The sequence below is a fragment of the Paraburkholderia franconis genome (assembly GCF_009362735.1).
Lineage (GTDB): Bacteria > Pseudomonadota > Gammaproteobacteria > Burkholderiales > Burkholderiaceae > Paraburkholderia > Paraburkholderia franconis.
On the sequence record NZ_WHNP01000015.1, the window covers coordinates 152,317 to 170,792 of the forward strand.

Consider the following 18,476-nt stretch of genomic DNA (forward strand, 5'->3'; position numbering starts at 1 on the left):
CGTGGCCTCTTATTGTTCCTGAGGCGTCGGGTTCGGGTTGTCCGCAGGCAGCACGCGGTTGTCGATCACGAGCGGCGTGCCGTTCTTCAGCTTCAGCTGTCCGCTCGTCACGACCTGCGTGCCTTCGCCGATGCCCTTGAGAATCGCGACCTGATCGCCGCGCGTCGGCCCCGGCGTGACGAACACCTGCTGCGCGACGGGCATGACCTTGCCTTGCGCATTCTTTTGCGCGCCGGGCTTCACGACGAACACGGTCGCGCCGTACGGGTTATAGGTGATCGCCGTTTGCGGCAAGGTCAGATAGCGCTGCACGCCGCCCGCGTCGATCTTCACGTTCGCGTACATGCCGGGCAGCAGCTTGCGCTCGCGGTTGTCGACGGCCGCTTCGATCTGCACGTTGCGCGTCGCGGCGTCCACGCGCGGATTGATCGAGCGGATCTTGCCGTCGAAGGTGCGGTTGCTGAGCGCATTGGTATCGACGACGATCGCCTGGCCGACCTGCAATTGTCCGAGCTGCTGTTGCGGCAGGTAGAAGTCGGCGTAGATCGGATCGATGGCTTGCAGCGTGACGATCGCATCGCCCGGATTGATGTACTGGCCGGGGTTGACCGTCGTGATGCCGACGCGGCCCGCGAAGGGCGCGCGTATCGTTTTCTTTTCGACGAGCGCGGCCTGCTGGTCGACCTGGGCTTTCTTGCTCTTCAGGTCGGCGGCATCGGCGTCGAGCTGTGCCTTCGCAATCGCCTGAATGTCGTACTGCGCCTTGTCGCGCTTGTACACGGTTTGCGCGAGTTCCGCTGCGGCTTGCAGCGACACAAGCTGCGCGCGGTCCGAATCGTCGTTCAGGCGCACGAGCACCTGGCCTGCCTTCACTTCCTGGCCCGAGCTGAACGCGATGTCCCGCACGAGCCCGGCCACTTCCGTCGTCACGTCGACGCCGCGCACCGCACGCAGGCTGCCCACGGCGGCAAGCTGCGGCTGCCACGTCTGATAGCTTGCGACAGCGGCCGTGACGGTCGCGGGCGGCACGGCATTGCTCGCCATGAACTTCTTGAGCATGTGCGCCCTGAACAGATTGAAGCCGACGAGCGCGCCGAGCAGTACGCCCACGCAGATCAGCATGATGATCATCCGCCTGGTCATCGGTCTTTTCGTTGTCATCGTCTCGTCCTTGCACGGCAAACTGATGAAGCACAAACTCGTCCGGCGGCGCTGCCGTCTGATCGCATGCGACGCGCGGCTGTTGCGTAAAGATTCACGGCGGATTCACTGCGGCGAGGCAGACGCCGAAGCGGCCGCCGGCGTGGCCTGAGCTGCCTGGCTCGTCGCCGTGTCGTTCCACCAGCCGCCGCCGAGCGCCTGGAACAGCGCCGCCGTGTCCGCATAGCGCGCGGCCTGAGCCAGCGCGAGATTCACGACGGTCTGCTGGTACTGACGCTGCGTATCGAGCAACGCCAGATAGCTGACGCCGCCGATGCGAAACTGGCCGCGCGTCAGATCGAGCGAATCGCGGGCCGCGCGCCATGCTTCCGTTTGCGCGCGCAGGCCGGTTGCATCGTGTTCGAGCGCGCGCAACGTATCGGCGACGTTCTGGAACGCGAGCAGCACCGTCTGCCGATATTGCGCGTTGGCCTGATCGAAGGCGGCTTCGGCTGCGCGCTTTTGCGCGCTCAGCTGTCCGCCGTGAAAGATCGGCTGCGTGACGCCCGCGCCGATGCTCCAGATCATGTCGGCGTACTTGAGAAGGCCAGCGGGCGTCAGCGCCTGCGGGCCGTAGCTCGCCGACAGCGTGAGCTGCGGATACGTGTTCGCCGTCGCCACGCCCACCTGCGCGCTCGCACGATGCAGCGTGGCGTCGGCGGCGAGGATGTCGGGCCGCTGCTGCACGAGCGACGACGGCACGCTGACGGGCAACGTCTGCGGCAGCGTGAACATCGACAGCGTGAACTCGGGCACGCCCGTGTCGCTCGGCGGCTTGCCCGCAAGCACGGCGAGCTGATGACGCGTCTGATCGAGCGACTGGCGCAGCGGTGGCAACGTCGCGCGCGTCTGCGCGACGAGCGTTTCCTGCGAGAGCACGGCGGCGCGGTTCACGCCGCCAAGCTCGAACTGCTTGCGCAACACGCCGAGCTGCGCGTCTTCGTCGGTGGCGATGCGCTCGGTCGCTTCGATCTGCTCGCGCAGCGAGGCTTCCTTGACGGCCGCCGTCACGATGTTCGCCGATAAGGCGAGATACGCAGCTTGCAACTGAAAGCCCTCGTAATCGACCTGCGAGCGCAGCGATTCGAGTTCGCGCCTTGCGCCGCCGAACACATCGAGGTTGTACGATACGTTTACCGATGCGTTGTACAGATTCAATATTCTATGTAGGCTAGGCTGACCGAACGTGACGCCATTGAATTTCTCGCGTGTTGCATTGGCCTTTGCATCGACGGACGGATACAGCGTCGTGCCCATTTGCGCGCGTAGATTCTCGCCGGCCTGTCTGAGCGCCGCTTGCGCCGCGGCGACGTTGGGACTGTTGGCGAGCGCTTCGCGGATCAGCGCGTCGAGCGGCTCGCAATGAAAGAGCGTCCACCACTGCGCGGGGATGTCCTCGCCGGCCACGAACTGTTGCGTAACGCCCGATGTGCCCGGCGACGACGCCGTTTGACCGGGCAGCGGCGTGGGCGTGTAGGTGTCGGCGGCGGGCGGCGCGGGCGTTTGGTAATCGGGGCCGACCACGCAACCCGACAGCGAACAAAACTGTGGAAGCATGACTGTAATCAGTGCGGCGCGCGCGCAAACGTGATGCGCTATGCGGCGCCGAAATGCGCCACTAAACGGCCGATGCAAACGGCTGCGACCAACTGCGGTTGACGTCATCGAACACCTATCCACCTTAGTTTGCGTGAGCGGCGTGTTATCAAAATTGCGGATGCAGAACTTACCTGTCCCCCGCTGCTCCGGTCTACCTGTGAGGAGGCCAATGTAAGGCATGAATGATTTGGAGCGAGATTTGGCTCGCTTCCGTAGCGGAACTTCAGGCGCGCGGATCTGATATCAACAGGTTACGAACATCCGCCTCGCATGGTCAATGCCTGTCAAGCCAGTTCAACACAATTTCGACGCCCTCATTAATGGACAGCAAACAAGTGTCGATGAAGACGTCTGGTGCCGTCGGCTGTTCATATGGCGAGTCGACGCCGGTGAAATGCTGGATTGCGCCACGTCTCGCGAGCCGATACAGCCCTTTGGGATCGCGAGCCTCGGCTACTGCCAAAGATGCGTGGACATGAATTTCAGCAAAGCTATGCTTCCCTGCGATGGACTTGGCGAGTTCTCGGTCGGAGCGGAAGGGTGAGATGAGGCACACCAGCACCACGATGCCGGCGTCAGCCATCAATTTTGCAACTTCCGAAACGCGCCGTACGTTTTCGTGTCGATCCTCATCGCTAAAGCCGAGGTCCTTGCAAAGACCGAGCCTGACGGAGTCGCCATCGAGAGTGTAGGTGAGGCGGCCGGACGCATGAAGACGTGCCTCAACCCTGTCGGCGATAGCCGATTTTCCGGACCCGGATAGACCGGTGAACCACAGAATGGCGGGCGTTTGTCGTAGCAACCGTCGTCTCGACTCAGGATCAATGCGAAAGTCGTGTGCGTAAAGATGTGAAGTCGATGCCTCGTTCGTCATACACGCCTACGTAAGCGGGTTGGGATGGTTGCTGGAATTCGGGTACGCGCGCTCAAGCATTGCGGCAGCGTGACGGCAGTTTTGCGTGGAAGATCAGGAAATAGACATCCACGGATCTCCCGTCGACGCGGCAGGTTGCCGCCTATCAGTCAAGGCCGCAGCGCAGCGAATCGGAATATTCCGAGCGGTGCAGTCGTCTCCCACTCATACTGGTGCATAGCACGCGGGTTCGTCGGTTGACGATGGCAGGCCGGTCCCGCATGCCTTGCTCAATAGAAGACCGTCGCACCATACATGTTCGACGCGTCCCCATTTACATGCTGAAGCAGCGTCCGGGAAGAAGCCTCGCCCGTGATGATTGGCGCTGGTGTTGCAGAGCAATGGAAGACTTGTGAGCTTTTCGTATTCGATCAGCAGTTGGGCTACCGGATGCCCGGAAGTTCTTGCGATAGTCTGCAATCGAGCCGACCCGTCGAGGTGCACAACGGCAGGAATCTTGTCCTGCCATTCCGCGCGCGTCTGATGATCGAACAGCATGTAGGGGTCTGGAGTGCCGGGGCAAAATACGGCAGGAGCACGGTCTTCGAGACAGATTGGTGCCACCGGACGGAAATGCTCGCGATGCTTGATGTCGTTGAGAATAGCCTTCATTGCGGGCGAAGTCGCAGCGGCCAGGATGCTTCTGGCACCCAATGCCCGAGGCCCCAGCTCGGCGCGGCCGGCAAGAAAAACGACGGGTTCATTATCCGCGAGTATCCGGGCGAGTTCCGCGATGGAACAAGGAGACGCCGTCCATCCGGCCGGCACGTCGCCAGTTTTCACGGCTGGTCCGCTATAGACCGACCATTCCAACGGTACGAAGCCTTTGTCCGCTGCCATCGCGCAACAAGCGGCGCCAATCGCCGATCCACTATCGTTCGGAAAGGGCGGGACCCAGATTGCGTCGAACAAGCCACTCGCACGTAATGCGCTATTCCATTTGATGTTGAGTGCGCATCCGCCAGAGATACACAAATTTCGCGGCCCCGGAATCGAATGGCGCTGGAGCGCTATTCCCATTTCGTGAACGAGAAGACGCTCAAGGAATGCATGAAAGGAGGCGAGTACATCTTCGTGAGGCTTGGTCTCTAGTTGTGGCAGGCTTGCTTCGAAGAAGTCGCGTACAGCTGCGAGCGATGTTTCCGGAATATGGACATTTTCGCGGTAGTTTCGCGCAAGTTCCGTATCGCCGGCAAAGCGTTCCTGGTAAAGCCGACGAAACTCAGCGACGATGTCTTCATCGGGGGACCCGAGCGCGATATATGCCATAAGCTTGCCGGCCACGCCCAGATCCCACTCCGCGCCGCCCGACTTCTTATAGGGCCCAAAATGATGACCCGCCGCAGCGTATATTTGGCCGATGACCGGAAACAGGCAGTCAACGAGGCGCGCTCCGTGGCGTTGTACGTGGTACAGCCTCGGCACCATTCCACCATCCCAGACCAGGCAGAACGCGGGCTGCTCGCTTCGCGCGAACGGGCTGGTGCAGTACGCGGAGGCAACATGGCCTGACACATGAGGATAGCTCTTATACGGACGTGACTCTCCACCGACTAGCAGCCCGGTGCCGTCGACCGAAGCAAGAAGATGGTCCGCTTTGCGTTCGGTATAGGGAGCGCCATTTAGGCTGACCAGCGTGGAGCCACTGACCATCCGAAACTGTGACTCCACTTCGCCGTCCCAGCCGTCGACAACAAACTGGTCTATATCTTCGACACGCAAGCCGCCTTCGCTCAATGCGGCCGCAACTGCGTCCAGGTTCTCGATTTCCTGATATCGCGGGTTGTTTTCCCGCTTCTCCTGTTCGATGCAAAAAACCAGTTTTCCATCCTCGACAACGGCGATTGCCCCGTCGTGTGTCAGCTTGAGGCCACAAATGCGCATAGTATCCCCTACTCAAACAGGGTAATTGGGTTGAGGTGAAAGGAAAGCCGGGTTCCGGAAGCGCGCGAGCAGACAATCTTCATTGGGCGACTCACCGACGCACTCCACGCGCTCGACTTCGGTCAGTTCTTCTTTCAGAATTTCCAAGACCGTTTCCGCACCAGCAAGGTGCCCCCATCGCCGGCAACTGGCGTCACGCGCCGACCCGAATATCAACCGGCCAGCAGGTACAAGCATCCGTCCCAGATTGCGGATAGCGGCGCGCACCTCCGCGATGTTGCTGAGGTAATAAAGAACTTCCGCCACTACGATCAGATCGAACTTGTCGTGGATCGAAAAATGCTGCACGTCTGAAACAATCCAGACCGTGTTCGGTGGCGCCTTCAGACGTTCGCGTGTTTTCGCGATCGCTTGTGGCATGACGTCGATGATGGTGAGCCGTTGGCAGTGAGGTGCCAATCTTTCCGTAAACGCTCCTCCCGCGCATCCGACTTCTAACGCGTTGGAGACAGATCCGTCGACGAGTGACATTCGAAGCATTTGCTCATGGCGTTGGAATTCGAAGGGATTACTGTCGAGTTGCCACGGGTCGTCCGCGTCCAATTCTCGACGCAGTAATTCGAAATTCGTTACATTTCTCAATTTGGTCTACCTTACTAGTAGTCCGCTACAACGTCGTTGTACGACGCGCCATGCGGGACGCGTCGCTTTCCGGACAGAACCCGGCGTGCGTCACAGCTCGGGTCCGTTGCGCTCGATGGCGGCGCCGTCCGGCCACTCGCTCAGCGGGCTGGCGATCGGCAAAATCACAGCGAGCACGTCTTCAATGCGCGTAGGAGGTAAGTCAAGGTGAACGTTTGGGAGCGTTGATCGCACGCGCACCCCATGCAAGATCGTCCCCATTCCATTCCGGAACAATCTGGAAAAGTGATTCTTTAAGGCGTGCCGGACTGTGCCAAACGCGAATGGGACGCGGAGCTCTTGCAGCACTGGATACATCGCGCGGATTGAATGACCGATTCCGAATCCTTCGAGATCCGGACGCACCCCATACAGTCCCAATTCGGCTACAAGCACATCGACCGAGCCTACCTTGATGAAACGACGGAGCGATCCCATGTGAGCTGCAACACCTTTCGAATCGTAGGCAATGGCGCGGAGTTCGGGCCGCGCACCGGCCCAACTTCGACCACCCTCGAACGGCTTTGCGTTGAAAGCCCCGGTAGGCCCATACGTCGTTCGGAAGAACCGGGCCAATTCAACGTGATCGGAGAGATCCAGCTCATTTTCCCAGCACAATCTCCACTGCACTTTTGAGGACATGCACAGTCACCTCATTTTGACGCGTTCATCGCCTGCTGCGCGAGCGGCCAGACATACCGAATGGTGCGCATCAGCTTTTTATGGCTATAAGGGAACGCATGGATTAATCAAACCGATCATTCGTTAGCTGAACAGCTCGCGCCTAGAGACACGACGATATCTGTAAGATGATCTATCAAAAGGTGGTTTATACCGTCGCGTTATTTGCAGGGGGTGGCGAAGATCCGATCTTCCCAGCTTCAAAGAAGCTCTCGTACCGCCCGCCTGTGAAGTGACGCTTCAACTCCTCAAAATTTAGTATCGTTTGTTCCAGTGGCCGCACTTCCTGACGCTGAAGGACTGTGCTGCCAGAGCATGGACGCGCTGAAATTTCGAGGAAAGCCCAAACTGCATGTAGGCATGAAGCGGGATTGTCCAGCAGACTTTCATACTCGACGGTAAGAATGTTCGTTGGCGCGAATGAGTCCATCACCAGTCGGTGGAAATCGTCAGCAGCTTTGAGATAGTCCTCGCAGTCTTGAATTTTCAAGGTTACTTGAGGAGGCGGACCGGAGTCGTTGCCTGCGCCAAACTTTAACCATTGACCACTTTGCCTTGCCTGCACCAAGGATCGTAGTGATTCCAACGTATTTCTGCGAATCATAAGCATCACCTTGAGGCGTGGCCATCTGGCCAACTCGTCAAAGAACTCCAGACGTTCCTGAAACTGAGGTTGGTTGATCTTGCAACCGACGTGTGTGACCGCTTTCTTTCCGGCTCTGGCGGGGTAGTGCAGATAGGCGAGCTCGAGAAGTTCGTGATCACTAAGTAGCAGGCGCTTGCGATTGTGCCAGATCGCGTCGTAAGGATTGAGCAACTCGCCATTGCTTGATACGTTCGGATGCTCATTCAGCAATTCTTCAAGGTAATGTGTGCCCGTCCTGGGCATCCCGAGGATCACAAATGGCTCAATTGTCGGCATGGAGTGGGTCATGGCGTATCTTTAACAGAATCGAAAGCGATGGTTCGAAAGCTGCTTCCTGCGTAGTTCGTTACAAGGATCCTGATCGGTTTGCAATCATCTGCGTCAAGATAAGAGACGTCGGCGAAACAGTGCTGCCGACAGAAAGAATGGCAGTACTGTGTAGACGCAAAGCGCAGTCACATGCAGACCGATTCCGGCGGGTGGGCGTGCAAGCATCGCCGGGCGGATGAGTTCAACGGAATGTGTGAGCGGCAAAAATCGCGCAAGCTGTCGAAAGGCGCTTGGAAGATGGGCGACCGGGAAGACGACACCGCTCAGAAAGAGCATGGGCGTCAGAACAAGTGTTTGATAGAAGATAAAGTAATCGTAACTTGGCGCGATCGCGATGAGCACCATCGCAATACTCGCGAAGGCGAGGCCAGTTAGGATAACGACGGGAATGACATAAAGAATACTTTGAAACGCCGCATAGCCGAGCGTCGCGGCAACCATCGTAACAGCCGTGCCGGCCAAAAGGGCTTTTGTTGCTGCCCAAGCCAACTCACCGAGAACGACGTCGCCGATCGTGAGTTGGGTACACAGGACTGCTTCCCACATGCGCTGAATGTGCATGCGAGCGAAAGTCGCATAAATCGTTTCGAACGTCGCAGAAGTCATTGCGCTTGTCGCGACCATTCCAGCTGCCAAAAAGGCTACGTAAGAAGTGCCTTCGATGCGGCCTATCATTATTCCTACGCCGAAACCTAATCCGAACAGATACATCATCGGATCCGCAAGGTTCCCGATAAGCGAAACAAGTGCAGTTTTTCTCCACGCCAGATAATTTCGGCGCCATACCATGCGCCAGTTCCAAGTGTGGGTGGGCATAGCCATCACGAATACTTCACGCATCATTTAGTCCTTCATATCTCGTCCAGTCAATCGCAGAAACACGTCTTCCAGGTTTGCGGGGCGTTGCAGAACGCGCAGACCGGTTCGCTTGCACAACTGCATGCGCACTTGTTCCAGATCGGCTGCATAGCAAAACAGCGTCTCGCCGCTCACCTCCGTGCGCTGCGCGTAGGGCTCGAGCAATGCTCGCAGTTCGTGCGAATCGCCGCCGTATATCTCCAGCACGTGGCTCCCAATTTGTTCTTGGATTAGCGCATGAGGGGCACCTTCCGCAATGCTGCGTCCTTTGTCAATCACGCAGAGTCGATCGCACAATCGCTCGGCCTCTTCCATGAAGTGAGTAGTTAGAAGAATTGTCTTCCCGCGTGCAAGCAGAGAGCGCAAGCGATCCCAGACGAGGCGGCGCGCATGCGGATCAAGACCGGTCGCGGGCTCGTCCATTACCAGCAGTTGTGGGTCGTTGATAAGCGCCCGGGCGATGGTTAACCGACGCTTCATGCCGCCGGATAATTCTGCGACGCGCGCGTGAGCCTTGCTCTCCAGGTGCGCGAATTCGAGCAGCGACGGAATCACCGCTTCAACCTCGCCGGCGCTCATGCCAAAGTAGCGCCCGAATATCTGCAGGTTCTCGCGCACCGTAAACCCGGGTTCAAGGTTGTCGAATTGCGGAACTACGCCGATACGCCGCCGTGCCAGGCGCGCGCGTACGGGCACGGGCTCTCCAAGAACAGTGATCGTACCTGCGTCAGGCGAGGCCATACCGAGGACCATGCGCGCGGTCGTGCTCTTGCCTGCGCCGTTGGGTCCCAGTAGGCCAAAGCACTCACCGTGCTCGACGCGAAATGAAAGTCCGTTAACGACTTGTTTGCCGTTATATGACTTTCTGACGCTAGTAAGCGTTATCGTTGCAGCAGCCATTGAATGAGAAGTCAAAATGTGGCTTCGTTAAAAGAAGATCCCGTTCCGCGCGCGAGATCTTACGCATCACTCACTGCGGACTACATTGTGTCGGACGTTCTGAATGACGTGCCTTGCACTGCCGGTCGCACTGAGCATCTGTACCCGTCGATGTAGCAGCGTCTGTTGTCGCGGCGTGTCCTGGCGGATCGACGTGTTCGCCACAGTCGTCGGCAGCCGAGCCTCGGGAAAGCCAGTTGCTGTTACTCAACGTACACAACGCGTAGGCTTTTACGGGAAGCAAGAACAAAAGGTTGATGAATGTGTGCGCGGAAAATCCGAGAAATCGAAGTTCGCGAGACCGAACTGCGGCCACGGAACAGCGGATCATAGTCATTGAGGCGATCAGGAAGCATGCCTGCCAAGGTGCCGAGGCCGTCAGAACGATCTGCAGGAACCCGGCAAGCATTGACACGGCAAGCAAAAACGACCCTACGTTTTGCCCGATCACGTCCAGCGTAAGGTAGCGATCGAGACGAGGCAGGAGGCGTAGCGCAAGCAGCGTGTCGCGATAAGTGCTGCGCGCCCAACGTAGTTGTTGACGCAGATATGGCCACAGCTTGTCTGGTACAACCGTAGCTGCGATCGCGTCTGGAACATACTCCGTTCGGTAACCAGCCGCCAGCATAAGAATTGTCAAATGGCGATCTTCGCCAAAGTCACTGCGTTTTCCGCGGAACATCTGAGTCTCGTACTGGTTCAGCAGCAAAAGAAGCGCGGAGCGCCGATAGATGGCACATGGACCGCAGCAGCACATAACGGCACCGAAACGGGCTTGAGCGGCACGCTCTTCGTTGCAGGCGAGCCAGTATTCCATATCGATTAGACGGGTCAACCATGTGGCGCTGCGATTGCTTGCCGTCAATTGACCCATGGCGGCCCCGATCGCCGTGTCGCTCATTGTTAGTACGAGTTTCTTCACGACGTCGGGCGCTAGGGTCGTATCTGAGTCGACGTTAAGTATCAGTTCCGCGGACGAAGAACGGATCGCAGCGATTTGTGCCTTGCGTTTTCCCACGTTCCGGGGAAGGAGAACAAAATTGAATCTTGGGTCGTGCTCGTACTCGCGGTACACCTTTCTCAACGCATCGCGGTTGGCTGAACCGTCATCGACCACGTGGACTTTGAAGGATCCGGCATACTCCTGAGTCGAGATGGAAGCGAGGCACGCCCGCAGCGTGTCCGGCTTTTCGTTGAAGCACGGCACAATAACATCGACGTCGGGCAGAGAGTTGGAGTCGGACGAGTTGCTTCTCACAGGCGGCCCGCTAGCCGGCAGGGCGTGCAAAACCTGCGCGCTTTTATAAATGGTCGAAAGCAATGCGTATAATAAAATAGAGGTCGTATTGATTGTGGCAGGGATGTTCATCGAGGTCAGTTTGCTAAGTGGTGTTAAGAAATGATCTGATTACAGGCCTGCCGTGATCCAGAGAAGGAACAGACGGAAAAATACCAAGAGATTTGCTTGCTAAGTTCCTGTCGGTAGTGGGCAACGGTGTCTCTCCAATCCGCCTACATATGTGGAGTCTCGCCACTTCTTGGCGAGTTCGCGGAATCTTGGCGTTCTCTCGTCGCTCGAATCCTCGGCCCAGCGCACAGCCATGATAGCGAGGTGGCCAATAACGCATCCATCGGCCGAAGCAGAAAGCTTGGTCAGTAATTCCTGTTTATTGCGTCAGGATTTCCTGACGCGCTCACCGTTGATTGTTCCGTGTCGAAGCCGTTCACGATTTAATGCGCCTGATTGGAGAAACCTCTTGTAATGAGGCGCACCGGCTCAATAGCTGGTGCTGGTTTTTCCAGTGGTGGTCATCGGTTCAGTTTGTCGGTCGACATTGCGGCAGTGAACTGATCACAAACTTGCGTTCCTTCAATGCTGGAATCAGGCGCGAAAGCGCCATAACGGTCTGCTCGCGCGATGTGGCGTCAGCATTCGGGTCCCACTCTCTAGGGGGGCTTCCATCGTGTAACAGAACAATCGAGCCTGGCCGGACGGACGCCAGCACAGCGTGGACAATCGCGTCGACACCGGGGCGAGACCAATCTCGCGGGTCTATCGACCAGTGAAGTGCCGTCAGCCCTGCCTTTGCCGATTCGGCAATTACTTCTTTCGTCCATATTCCGTACGGCGCACGCACATAACGCACCGCTGCGGCAGGGCACGTCCTCTTGATTATCGCGTTCGCTTCCAATATTTCAAGTCGTGTCTGTTCCGGTTCGCATTTTGATAGATCCCGATGCGTCATCGTGTGATTGGCGATCTCGTGACCTTCAACGATGATCCGTTCTATCAACTGTGGATGACTCGCCGCGTAAGCGCCAAGGACGCAGAACGTTGCCGGGACCCGGTGCCGCGCTAATACGTCAAGTATCTTTGGTGTCCAGATTAAATCTGGACCGTCGTCAAAAGTAAGGTAAACCTTACGAGGTTGGTGGTGTCGACCAAATTTGCACGACACTTCCGACAGGTAATCGAACCGCTTCACACTCGCGCCGTCCCGTTGTGGTATGTCATCCTTCATCTGATCAGCCATCGACTATTCATAGTGGTGTGCCGAAAATGTCCCGGTGGTGCGGCGAAATGCTGCGTATAACTCACAATGTGGGAGTTGACGGAAAAGATCGGTCAGTAATTCGAAGAGAAGCGTCATTCGACTTCTTGCGTCTTTCATCTCGGTTGTCGTGACTTTGCGGGACGGCAATTAATTTGTACAATCGATTGTTTCGATACGTCACATCCATAAAGCGGATACTTGAACATGCGCTTCAAAGGCCTCGATCTCAATCTTCTTGTTGCGCTGGATGCGCTGATGACGCAACGCAATCTGACGATCGCGGCGCAAAACATCAATCTGAGTCAACCTGCCATGAGTGCAGCCGTCGGGCGGTTACGAGACTATTTTCATGACGACCTGTTCGTGATGCGGGGCCGCGAGTTTGTCCCGACAGCTCGGGCGATGGAGCTTGCCGGTCCGGTTCGGGAGGCTCTGTCACACATCCAGCTTTCGATCATTTCGCGCGACGTATTCCAACCGGCCAAGTCGAATCGCTGCTTTAGGGTCTGCCTTTCCGATTTCATGACGCTTATCTATTTCCAGAAGGTCGTAAAACGCGTCGCGCGCGAAGCTCCCTCGGTGAGTTTCGAATTGCTTTTTCCTGACGACGACCCTGGTGAGTTGCTTCGGCGAGGTGACGCCGATTTTCTGATCCTGCCGGAGCTGTTGCTGGCGGATACCCATCCCAAAGCGCCGCTCTTTGAGGAAAAGCTCGTATGTGTCGGATGTCCGACGAACAAACAGTTGTCGCGGCGGCTCCCGTTGGAGAAGTACATGTCAATGGGACACGTGACAGTGAGGTTCGGGCGGGCGCGCAGGCCCTCGATCGAGGAGTTTTTCCTACTCGATCTCGGTCTCAAGAGGCGCGAAGAGGTTGTGGTACCGACCTTTGGTCTGGTTCCGTCCATGCTATCGCGTACCAACCGTATAGCAACGATCCCTTTGAGGCTGGCCAGGCATTTCGCGGAAGTGGTTCCCCTTCGGATCGTTCAGGTACCACTGCCCCTTGCCTCGTTCACTCAAACGATCCAATGGCCTGCGCTGCATAACGGTGACCCTGCAAGCATCTGGATGCGCGAGCTTCTATTACAGGAGGCGCAAAGCCTTGACTAGGCGTGCTCGGGGCCCCGCCCGCCGCCTGGGTACGGCGGGCGGAGACTAGTATCGATGGCCTCACGGCGAATGCGGGGCGGCCAGAGTCTCTTTTTCAAAGATCGCGAGCGTTGCGAGCTCCGCGAGTGTGAAGCGAAAATCGCGCAGCGTCGCGTGAATTGCCACGGCGATTTCGTGCTCCGATGCACCCCGGTAGCGAAAGCGCGCGAGGATCGTATCGTAGCCGCCGGCACCGTCGAAGAGATGATGTTGCTTTGGCAAGACGGTTTCGTAGAGCGCTGCGATTCCTTGCGGCAATTGCGCATCGACGAACACCTTGCCGATTGGCTCCGGCAGCATCAGGAATCCGCCGCGCGCACACGACGTCGATGCAGCGAACGCGGCTTGCGTTTGCGCGGTGAAACGTGCCTCGTCACCTGACTGCTGTGCGACCCACAAGGCGAACAGGTCAACGCCGTACAGATCGCGAAACAGGAAAGGAATCTCTCCCCCGCCCACGCGCGCACCGATCTCGAGGAAATACAGGCCGTCGCGACCTCGAATGATCTCAAGATGGAACGGTCCATTGACCAACGCGAGCGCGCGTAGGCTGGCATCTGCAAAGGTGAGCAGCGCATCATTCAGCGGTCCTGGATCAAGCATCACGGAGCCGAGCGGTTTGCCCTGCGCGAACTCGAGGCAAGTGTTGACATAGCGCGACGCGCGGGCGATCACAAATGCGCCGTCAAGAACGAAGCCATCAACGTGATAAATCGTTCCCTCGATGTACTCCTCGCATTCGTACCCAGCGATTGGTAGCGTCGGCCACAGCGCATCGAACTGCGCACGCGTGTCGACGCGCCGTACACCTACGCTTGCGGCACCGGTGCGTGGCTTCACGATGACCGGAAAACGCATCGCATTGATCTCCTCCGCATCGGGAAAGCCCAGATCTTCCAGCGCTGCGAAGCGCGGCACACGTAGGCCGGCTGCCGCGATGTCATACTTCATGACGGCCTTGTCGCGAAACCGCACGACTTGATCGGGCAGGTCACCAGGAATACTGAACGAATTGCGAAGCCGCGCGGCCGCCATAAGATCGAATTCGGACAGCGCGACGAGCCTGTCGATGCCGCCGAGCGTCGCGCCGCAGGCGCGCACGGCTGCATGCAGCGCATCTTCATCGAGGAAATCGGGTACGATGTGCGTGGTGCACGGCGCGCGCAGCGCTGCCGCACCGTTCGGCGTGCAGACGTATGCTACGTTGTGCACGGCATGGTCAATGTAGCGATGATAGGCGGCGAAGTCGTCGGACCAACGATTGAGCACGACGATGCGTCTAGCCTTGGAAGATGGGTCGATTGTCACGTTGGAAATTTTGTTCAGGTATCTTTATGGGCGTGCTCAAATCTGAGCGTGCTTAGCGCTTCGGCGAGTCGGAAGTCAAGCGTCGGGCGATCGGCGGCGGTAAACAGCACATGTCCGACGCGGCCGCGAAAATCCGTCAGTTGTGACACGGTACCGCCGATGTGCGAATGGATTTCGATCTCCTGGAAGCCGGGCATTGCGCGCACGCGTTCGACCGCGGCGGCACCGGCGAAGGGGCCCGATACAGGCGCGAAGAACCGCACACCGCTCACGCACGTTGCAACCTCTGTGTCGTAGCCGGGCGCTGGATTGGCATCGCCGAGATGGCTGCGTATCATCACTTCCGGCAACGAGATTGACTTGCTGAGTTCAACTAGGCGGTAGATGCGGTCCCCTCCGAGCCGTGCACCAATCTCGATGAGCACCGGACCGTCGCGCGTGATGCGTGCCTCCGCATGGAAAACACCGAGCGTGAGGCCGATTCGTCCTGCGACTTTTTTGACGTACGCGACCAGCGTTGCTCGGTGCTCCGGCATCAGCGCCGCTTCGACAATGTGCCCCATCTCGACGAAATACGGCTCGGCGCTCAGCAGCTTTTCGGTTACCGCGACTACGCGTGGTCCGCGCTGGTCGATGTAACCTTCGATGCTGTACTCCGGGCCATCGAGATATTGCTCAAGCAGCAACACCTTGCCAATCTCGCGGCCCATATCTACAACGCCGTGGCGCATTGCGCGCTCGACCGCGAGCTGCAGCTCGGCAAGCGAGTTGACGCGCGTCACGAGTTGGCTGCCGCAGCCGTCCACAGGCTTGAGAACGGCTGGGAAGCCGACCTGTGACGCAGCCGTCGCGATGTCGCGGGGATCTGCGATTTGGGCGAACCGAGGCACCGCCAGTCCCGCAGTTGCGAGGCGTGAGCGGCTGCGGTACTTGTCGCGCGTTAGCGCTGCCGCTTCAGGTGGCAGATGCGGGAGGCCGAGCCGGGCCGCCGCTTGCGCGGCTACGCCGACTGAGTATTCGAACCCGGGCACGATTGCGTCGACGCGCATGGCGCACGCGGCGGCGACGACCGCATCTGGCGAAGCAGTGTCCACCGCGGTGAACGATGCGGCGGCATTGCGCAGTGCAGGTGGCACGACGCGCTCGTCACGGTCGGCGGAGAACACATGCGCCGCGACCCCGAGGTGCGCAGCGGCGGCGATAAGCGCCGTGCCCGACGATGCCGGTTCAATCACGATGACGGCGGTCATGGGATGCTCCTTATACAGCAACGGGTTCGGGTTGGGGCACCGTTGCCACAAGTAATTCGTCGAAGTATTCGCGGATCAGTTCGACGAAGTGGCGCAAATAGGTCTCCGCTTTTTCGGTTCCGCCCCAGCCGTCGATTGCCCGCTGCAGGGCGGCCCACATCAGGTCATCATGATCGTGCGATTCGTCGTAGTGAATGTGGCCGAGCGAACCCTTCACATGATCGTGCCCGAACGCGCGCGCTGCCGCTTCAGTGATGACCTTGTTGTAGCGATCCGAATACCATTCGACAAACCAGTTCCACACCATCGTCGGTAGCGGCCCGTCGCGGCCGATGCTCAGGTAGAGGTAGCCAATCAGCTTGTCGGTGCTGTGAAAAGGCGCGATGCGGTCGACGTCGGCTGCAGAGAGGCCGAATTTCTCGATGTCACGCAAAAATAGCCCATCGTGCCCGTATTCTTCTGCGAGGTATCGCGCGAGAATCTGCGCGAGCATGTTGTCCTTGTAGCTGATTTTGTAAAGTGCGAACGCGTCGACTTCGTTGTTGAGCCGGATCCGCAACACGGTTTCGATGAGATGCCGGCGATAGTATTCACTGTCGATCCAATCGCCCCGGTGGAACGCCGCGGTTTCCGGAGAAGTGGCAAACATCTGCTTCATTGCCTGCTCAGCGACTTGCTCTAGATGAATTCGATCGTTGCTTGTTGACATGTAACCTCCAGGTAAAATAAAAAAACAAAAACGGGAAAACAGCGCAGTAGACCGCTCTTTATGCGCCGGCGGGACCAGCCAAAGACGCCGGCTGCTTTTTGAGGGAAGCAATATGTACCTCGGGACTTAAGAGGCTCTTTTTTCTTTGGAGTTCGATGCCGGGCCGCAGTCGTTGCACGGTGAGACGCAAGACTTTCAAATACTTCTCGATCATGTTTTGATCAGATTGGCCTTTGCGAGAGGATTCTCGTCGGGAATTCTGCGAACTATCTCGCCTCGAATCTTTGTTTTTGTCGACTGAAGCGAGTTGCCTAGGTCTTCCTGCTAGTAGCGCAGCCATACACGGAACTCCTTCTAAATTGGCGGCCGCATGATGGAAAGAGTGCTAACGCCTCGGAGCATAGCCGCAGCCAGGTTGTGCGAATCGTGCCGTACACCCTAATAACCGGCAGTGGTGCAGTCCCTAGCTGGACCCTGCGCATGGACGTGACGGCGGACATCGGCGCGATGGCGCGCGAGAACGAAATGAAGGTTCTCGACGTGTTTTACGTTCAAGTTCTCGCTCGCGCATGCTCTCCGCGCGAGTGACGGAAGGATACTAACCGCAGGCGTATGCGTGGTATAAGCTGATAATCTTTATGTCTGCATGAGGGAAATTGATGATTCGCGATCTCGACAGCACGCTGCTGCGTACGTTCGTGACGGTGGTCGAAGCCGGCAGCGTGAGCAATGCTGCAATGGCACTTCATCGCACCCAGGCTGCCGTCAGCATGGCTCTTCGTCGTCTTGAAGACGAAGTCGGCCAACGCCTGCTCGAACGTTCGCCGCGCGGCGTGAAGCCGACTTCGGCGGGCAGCGTGTTACTGCCGTATGCGCACAAGCTGCTCGAAATTGGGCTTGCCGCCCGCTCCGCACTCAATGCAGGCGACGTTTCAGGTACCGTCAGGATTGGCATTCTGGAAGACATCGCAATGAGTCACCTCCGCCATGCACTCCGGCAGTTCTCGGCATCGTTTCCCGATGTCTCATTGGAGATCGTCGTTGACGCCAGCCCTGTGTTATCGCAGCGGCTCGCAAGCAACACGCTCGATTTTGCGATTGGCGATCCTGCGCTGATTCACGCCGAGCCGCTCGTGACCTGGCGGCATCCGCTTCGCTGGGCCACCGCACGCACGCGAAACGCTGACCTGCGAGGCGGACCCCTGCCTATCGTCGCATTCGGCGGAGCATGTCGATGGCAGGAGAACTTCTTTGCGACATTGCTTGAAGCCGGCATCGCGTGGCGCGTCGCCTGCACGAGCACCAGTTTGTCTGCGATCCAGTCGGCCGTTGAGGCCGGGCTCGGTATTGCCGTACTACTCGATTGGCATGTGCGCCACGATACAATGCGCGCAATCGATCCGTGTTCTGCTGGGCTGCCCATGCCGCCAGTGGCGGAGTTCGGCCTGTTTAGTCCCGCGAATTCGAACGACAGCACGTCCGCTGCAACGGCCCTGCAGCGATTCCTCTTTCGCTCGTTGCAACTCGGTTCCACAGACGACGGCGCACTCAACTAAGGGCGTACCCGCATGCCGCTACGCGTTTCCATGTTATCGCGTCTTCCGGTGGGTTGCGTCGAACGGGTCGAGCTTTCGACGCACTAGAACTCGCGGTATATGCGCGAGACAAATGCGCTGAGCTGCCACCGCCCGGGGGCGGGGCAGCTCGCTGGATGCAACGGCGAGAATCCAACAAGCCGGTGAATGAACTTTGACTAATGTCATTGAAAAGT

17 protein-coding genes are annotated in these 18,476 nt (G+C 58.2%); 3 read left to right on the forward strand and 14 right to left on the reverse strand.

The features are described 5' to 3' along the window. Nucleotides 1-9 precede the first annotated feature (9 nt). Nucleotides 10-1,161: an efflux RND transporter periplasmic adaptor subunit gene (locus GCT13_RS18315; protein WP_152760304.1), complete on the reverse strand. Its 1,152-nt coding sequence runs from the start codon at nt 1,159-1,161 to the stop codon at nt 10-12. Here GCT13_RS18315 and GCT13_RS48420 point away from each other — a divergent pair. Further along, entirely contained in the window at nt 1,121-1,312 is a 192-nt protein-coding gene (locus GCT13_RS48420) for a hypothetical protein (RefSeq protein WP_193727691.1), read from the forward strand. The genes GCT13_RS18315 and GCT13_RS48420 overlap by 41 nt on opposite strands. Here GCT13_RS48420 and GCT13_RS18320 read toward each other — a convergent pair. The 10 genes from GCT13_RS18320 to nodB form a co-directional block, all read right to left on the reverse strand. Beyond that, nucleotides 1,267-2,757: an efflux transporter outer membrane subunit gene (locus GCT13_RS18320; RefSeq protein ID WP_227746895.1), complete on the reverse strand. Its 1,491-nt coding sequence runs from the start codon at nt 2,755-2,757 to the stop codon at nt 1,267-1,269. The two genes, GCT13_RS48420 and GCT13_RS18320, sit on opposite strands and share 46 nt — an antisense overlap. Nucleotides 2,758-3,073: 316 nt before the next feature. Next, entirely contained in the window at nt 3,074-3,673 is a 600-nt protein-coding gene (cysC, locus tag GCT13_RS18325) for an adenylyl-sulfate kinase (protein ID WP_087740370.1), read from the reverse strand. A gap of 204 nt (nt 3,674-3,877) precedes the next feature. Further along, entirely contained in the window at nt 3,878-5,596 is a 1,719-nt protein-coding gene (nodU, locus tag GCT13_RS18330) for a nodulation protein NodU (protein ID WP_087740371.1), read from the reverse strand. A gap of 12 nt (nt 5,597-5,608) precedes the next feature. After that, a complete protein-coding gene (nodS, locus tag GCT13_RS18335) occupies nt 5,609-6,238 on the reverse strand; it encodes a nodulation methyltransferase NodS (protein ID WP_087740372.1) in 630 nt (209 codons plus the stop codon). Between the two features lie 90 nt (nt 6,239-6,328). Next, nucleotides 6,329-6,919 carry a NodA family N-acyltransferase gene (locus GCT13_RS18340; protein WP_087740373.1) on the reverse strand — a complete coding sequence of 197 codons (591 nt, stop codon included), beginning with the start codon at nt 6,917-6,919 and terminating at the stop codon, nt 6,329-6,331. A 187-nt stretch (nt 6,920-7,106) separates the two neighbouring features. Next, on the reverse strand, nt 7,107-7,892 hold the full coding sequence (locus tag GCT13_RS18345; RefSeq protein ID WP_087740374.1) for a sulfotransferase: 786 nt from the start codon (nt 7,890-7,892) through the stop codon (nt 7,107-7,109). Between the two features lie 93 nt (nt 7,893-7,985). Beyond that, complete coding sequence (locus tag GCT13_RS18350) at nt 7,986-8,777, reverse strand: ABC transporter permease (RefSeq protein WP_152760308.1); 792 nt, start codon at nt 8,775-8,777, stop codon at nt 7,986-7,988. Continuing rightward, nucleotides 8,778-9,692, reverse strand: a complete 915-nt coding sequence (nodI, locus tag GCT13_RS18355; RefSeq protein WP_087740376.1) for a nodulation factor ABC transporter ATP-binding protein NodI — start codon at nt 9,690-9,692, stop codon at nt 8,778-8,780. 70 nt (nt 9,693-9,762) lie between these two features. Next, nucleotides 9,763-11,100 (reverse strand): chitooligosaccharide synthase NodC, encoded by a 1,338-nt coding sequence (gene nodC / locus GCT13_RS18360; RefSeq protein WP_087740377.1) that lies wholly within the window; start codon nt 11,098-11,100, stop codon nt 9,763-9,765. A 448-nt stretch (nt 11,101-11,548) separates the two neighbouring features. Then, nucleotides 11,549-12,265, reverse strand: a complete 717-nt coding sequence (gene nodB / locus GCT13_RS18365; RefSeq protein ID WP_087740378.1) for a chitooligosaccharide deacetylase NodB — start codon at nt 12,263-12,265, stop codon at nt 11,549-11,551. Between the two features lie 225 nt (nt 12,266-12,490). Between nodB and GCT13_RS18370 the strand changes: the two genes are divergently transcribed. After that, nucleotides 12,491-13,399 carry a LysR family transcriptional regulator gene (locus GCT13_RS18370; protein WP_087740379.1) on the forward strand — a complete coding sequence of 303 codons (909 nt, stop codon included), beginning with the start codon at nt 12,491-12,493 and terminating at the stop codon, nt 13,397-13,399. Between the two features lie 60 nt (nt 13,400-13,459). On the opposite strand, the gene GCT13_RS18375 is transcribed toward GCT13_RS18370, so the two are convergent. From GCT13_RS18375 to GCT13_RS18385, 3 genes are all read right to left on the reverse strand, one after another. Then, a complete protein-coding gene (locus tag GCT13_RS18375; RefSeq protein WP_227746896.1) occupies nt 13,460-14,473 on the reverse strand; it encodes an ATP-grasp domain-containing protein in 1,014 nt (337 codons plus the stop codon). Nucleotides 14,474-14,760: 287 nt separating this feature from the next. Beyond that, nucleotides 14,761-15,996, reverse strand: coding sequence for an ATP-grasp domain-containing protein (locus GCT13_RS18380; RefSeq protein WP_087740393.1), 1,236 nt, complete (start codon nt 15,994-15,996; stop codon nt 14,761-14,763). A 10-nt stretch (nt 15,997-16,006) separates the two neighbouring features. Beyond that, nucleotides 16,007-16,705: a hypothetical protein gene (locus GCT13_RS18385; RefSeq protein ID WP_087740381.1), complete on the reverse strand. Its 699-nt coding sequence runs from the start codon at nt 16,703-16,705 to the stop codon at nt 16,007-16,009. A gap of 659 nt (nt 16,706-17,364) precedes the next feature. On the opposite strand from GCT13_RS18385, the gene GCT13_RS18390 reads away from it, so the two are divergent. Beyond that, nucleotides 17,365-18,261 (forward strand): LysR family transcriptional regulator, encoded by an 897-nt coding sequence (locus GCT13_RS18390; protein WP_087740382.1) that lies wholly within the window; start codon nt 17,365-17,367, stop codon nt 18,259-18,261. Nucleotides 18,262-18,476 lie beyond the last annotated feature (215 nt).

Bases quoted from the DNA above. Each gene is read 5' to 3' on its own strand.
- GCT13_RS48420 (WP_193727691.1), top strand. From the start codon at position 1,121: ATGATGATCATCCGCCTGGTCATCGGTCTTTTCGTTGTCATCGTCTCG.
- GCT13_RS18315 (WP_152760304.1), bottom strand. From the start codon at position 1,161: ATGACAACGAAAAGACCGATGACCAGGCGGATGATCATCATGCTGATC.
- GCT13_RS18320 (WP_227746895.1), bottom strand. From the start codon at position 2,757: ATGCTTCCACAGTTTTGTTCGCTGTCGGGTTGCGTGGTCGGCCCCGAT.
- cysC (WP_087740370.1), bottom strand. From the start codon at position 3,673: ATGACGAACGAGGCATCGACTTCACATCTTTACGCACACGACTTTCGC.
- nodU (WP_087740371.1), bottom strand. From the start codon at position 5,596: ATGCGCATTTGTGGCCTCAAGCTGACACACGACGGGGCAATCGCCGTT.
- GCT13_RS18340 (WP_087740373.1), bottom strand. From the start codon at position 6,919: ATGTCCTCAAAAGTGCAGTGGAGATTGTGCTGGGAAAATGAGCTGGAT.
- GCT13_RS18345 (WP_087740374.1), bottom strand. From the start codon at position 7,892: ATGACCCACTCCATGCCGACAATTGAGCCATTTGTGATCCTCGGGATG.
- GCT13_RS18350 (WP_152760308.1), bottom strand. From the start codon at position 8,777: ATGATGCGTGAAGTATTCGTGATGGCTATGCCCACCCACACTTGGAAC.
- nodI (WP_087740376.1), bottom strand. From the start codon at position 9,692: ATGGCTGCTGCAACGATAACGCTTACTAGCGTCAGAAAGTCATATAAC.
- nodC (WP_087740377.1), bottom strand. From the start codon at position 11,100: ATGAACATCCCTGCCACAATCAATACGACCTCTATTTTATTATACGCA.
- nodB (WP_087740378.1), bottom strand. From the start codon at position 12,265: ATGGCTGATCAGATGAAGGATGACATACCACAACGGGACGGCGCGAGT.
- GCT13_RS18370 (WP_087740379.1), top strand. From the start codon at position 12,491: ATGCGCTTCAAAGGCCTCGATCTCAATCTTCTTGTTGCGCTGGATGCG.
- GCT13_RS18375 (WP_227746896.1), bottom strand. From the start codon at position 14,473: ATGGCGGCCGCGCGGCTTCGCAATTCGTTCAGTATTCCTGGTGACCTG.
- GCT13_RS18380 (WP_087740393.1), bottom strand. From the start codon at position 15,996: ATGACCGCCGTCATCGTGATTGAACCGGCATCGTCGGGCACGGCGCTT.
- GCT13_RS18385 (WP_087740381.1), bottom strand. From the start codon at position 16,705: ATGTCAACAAGCAACGATCGAATTCATCTAGAGCAAGTCGCTGAGCAG.
- GCT13_RS18390 (WP_087740382.1), top strand. From the start codon at position 17,365: ATGATTCGCGATCTCGACAGCACGCTGCTGCGTACGTTCGTGACGGTG.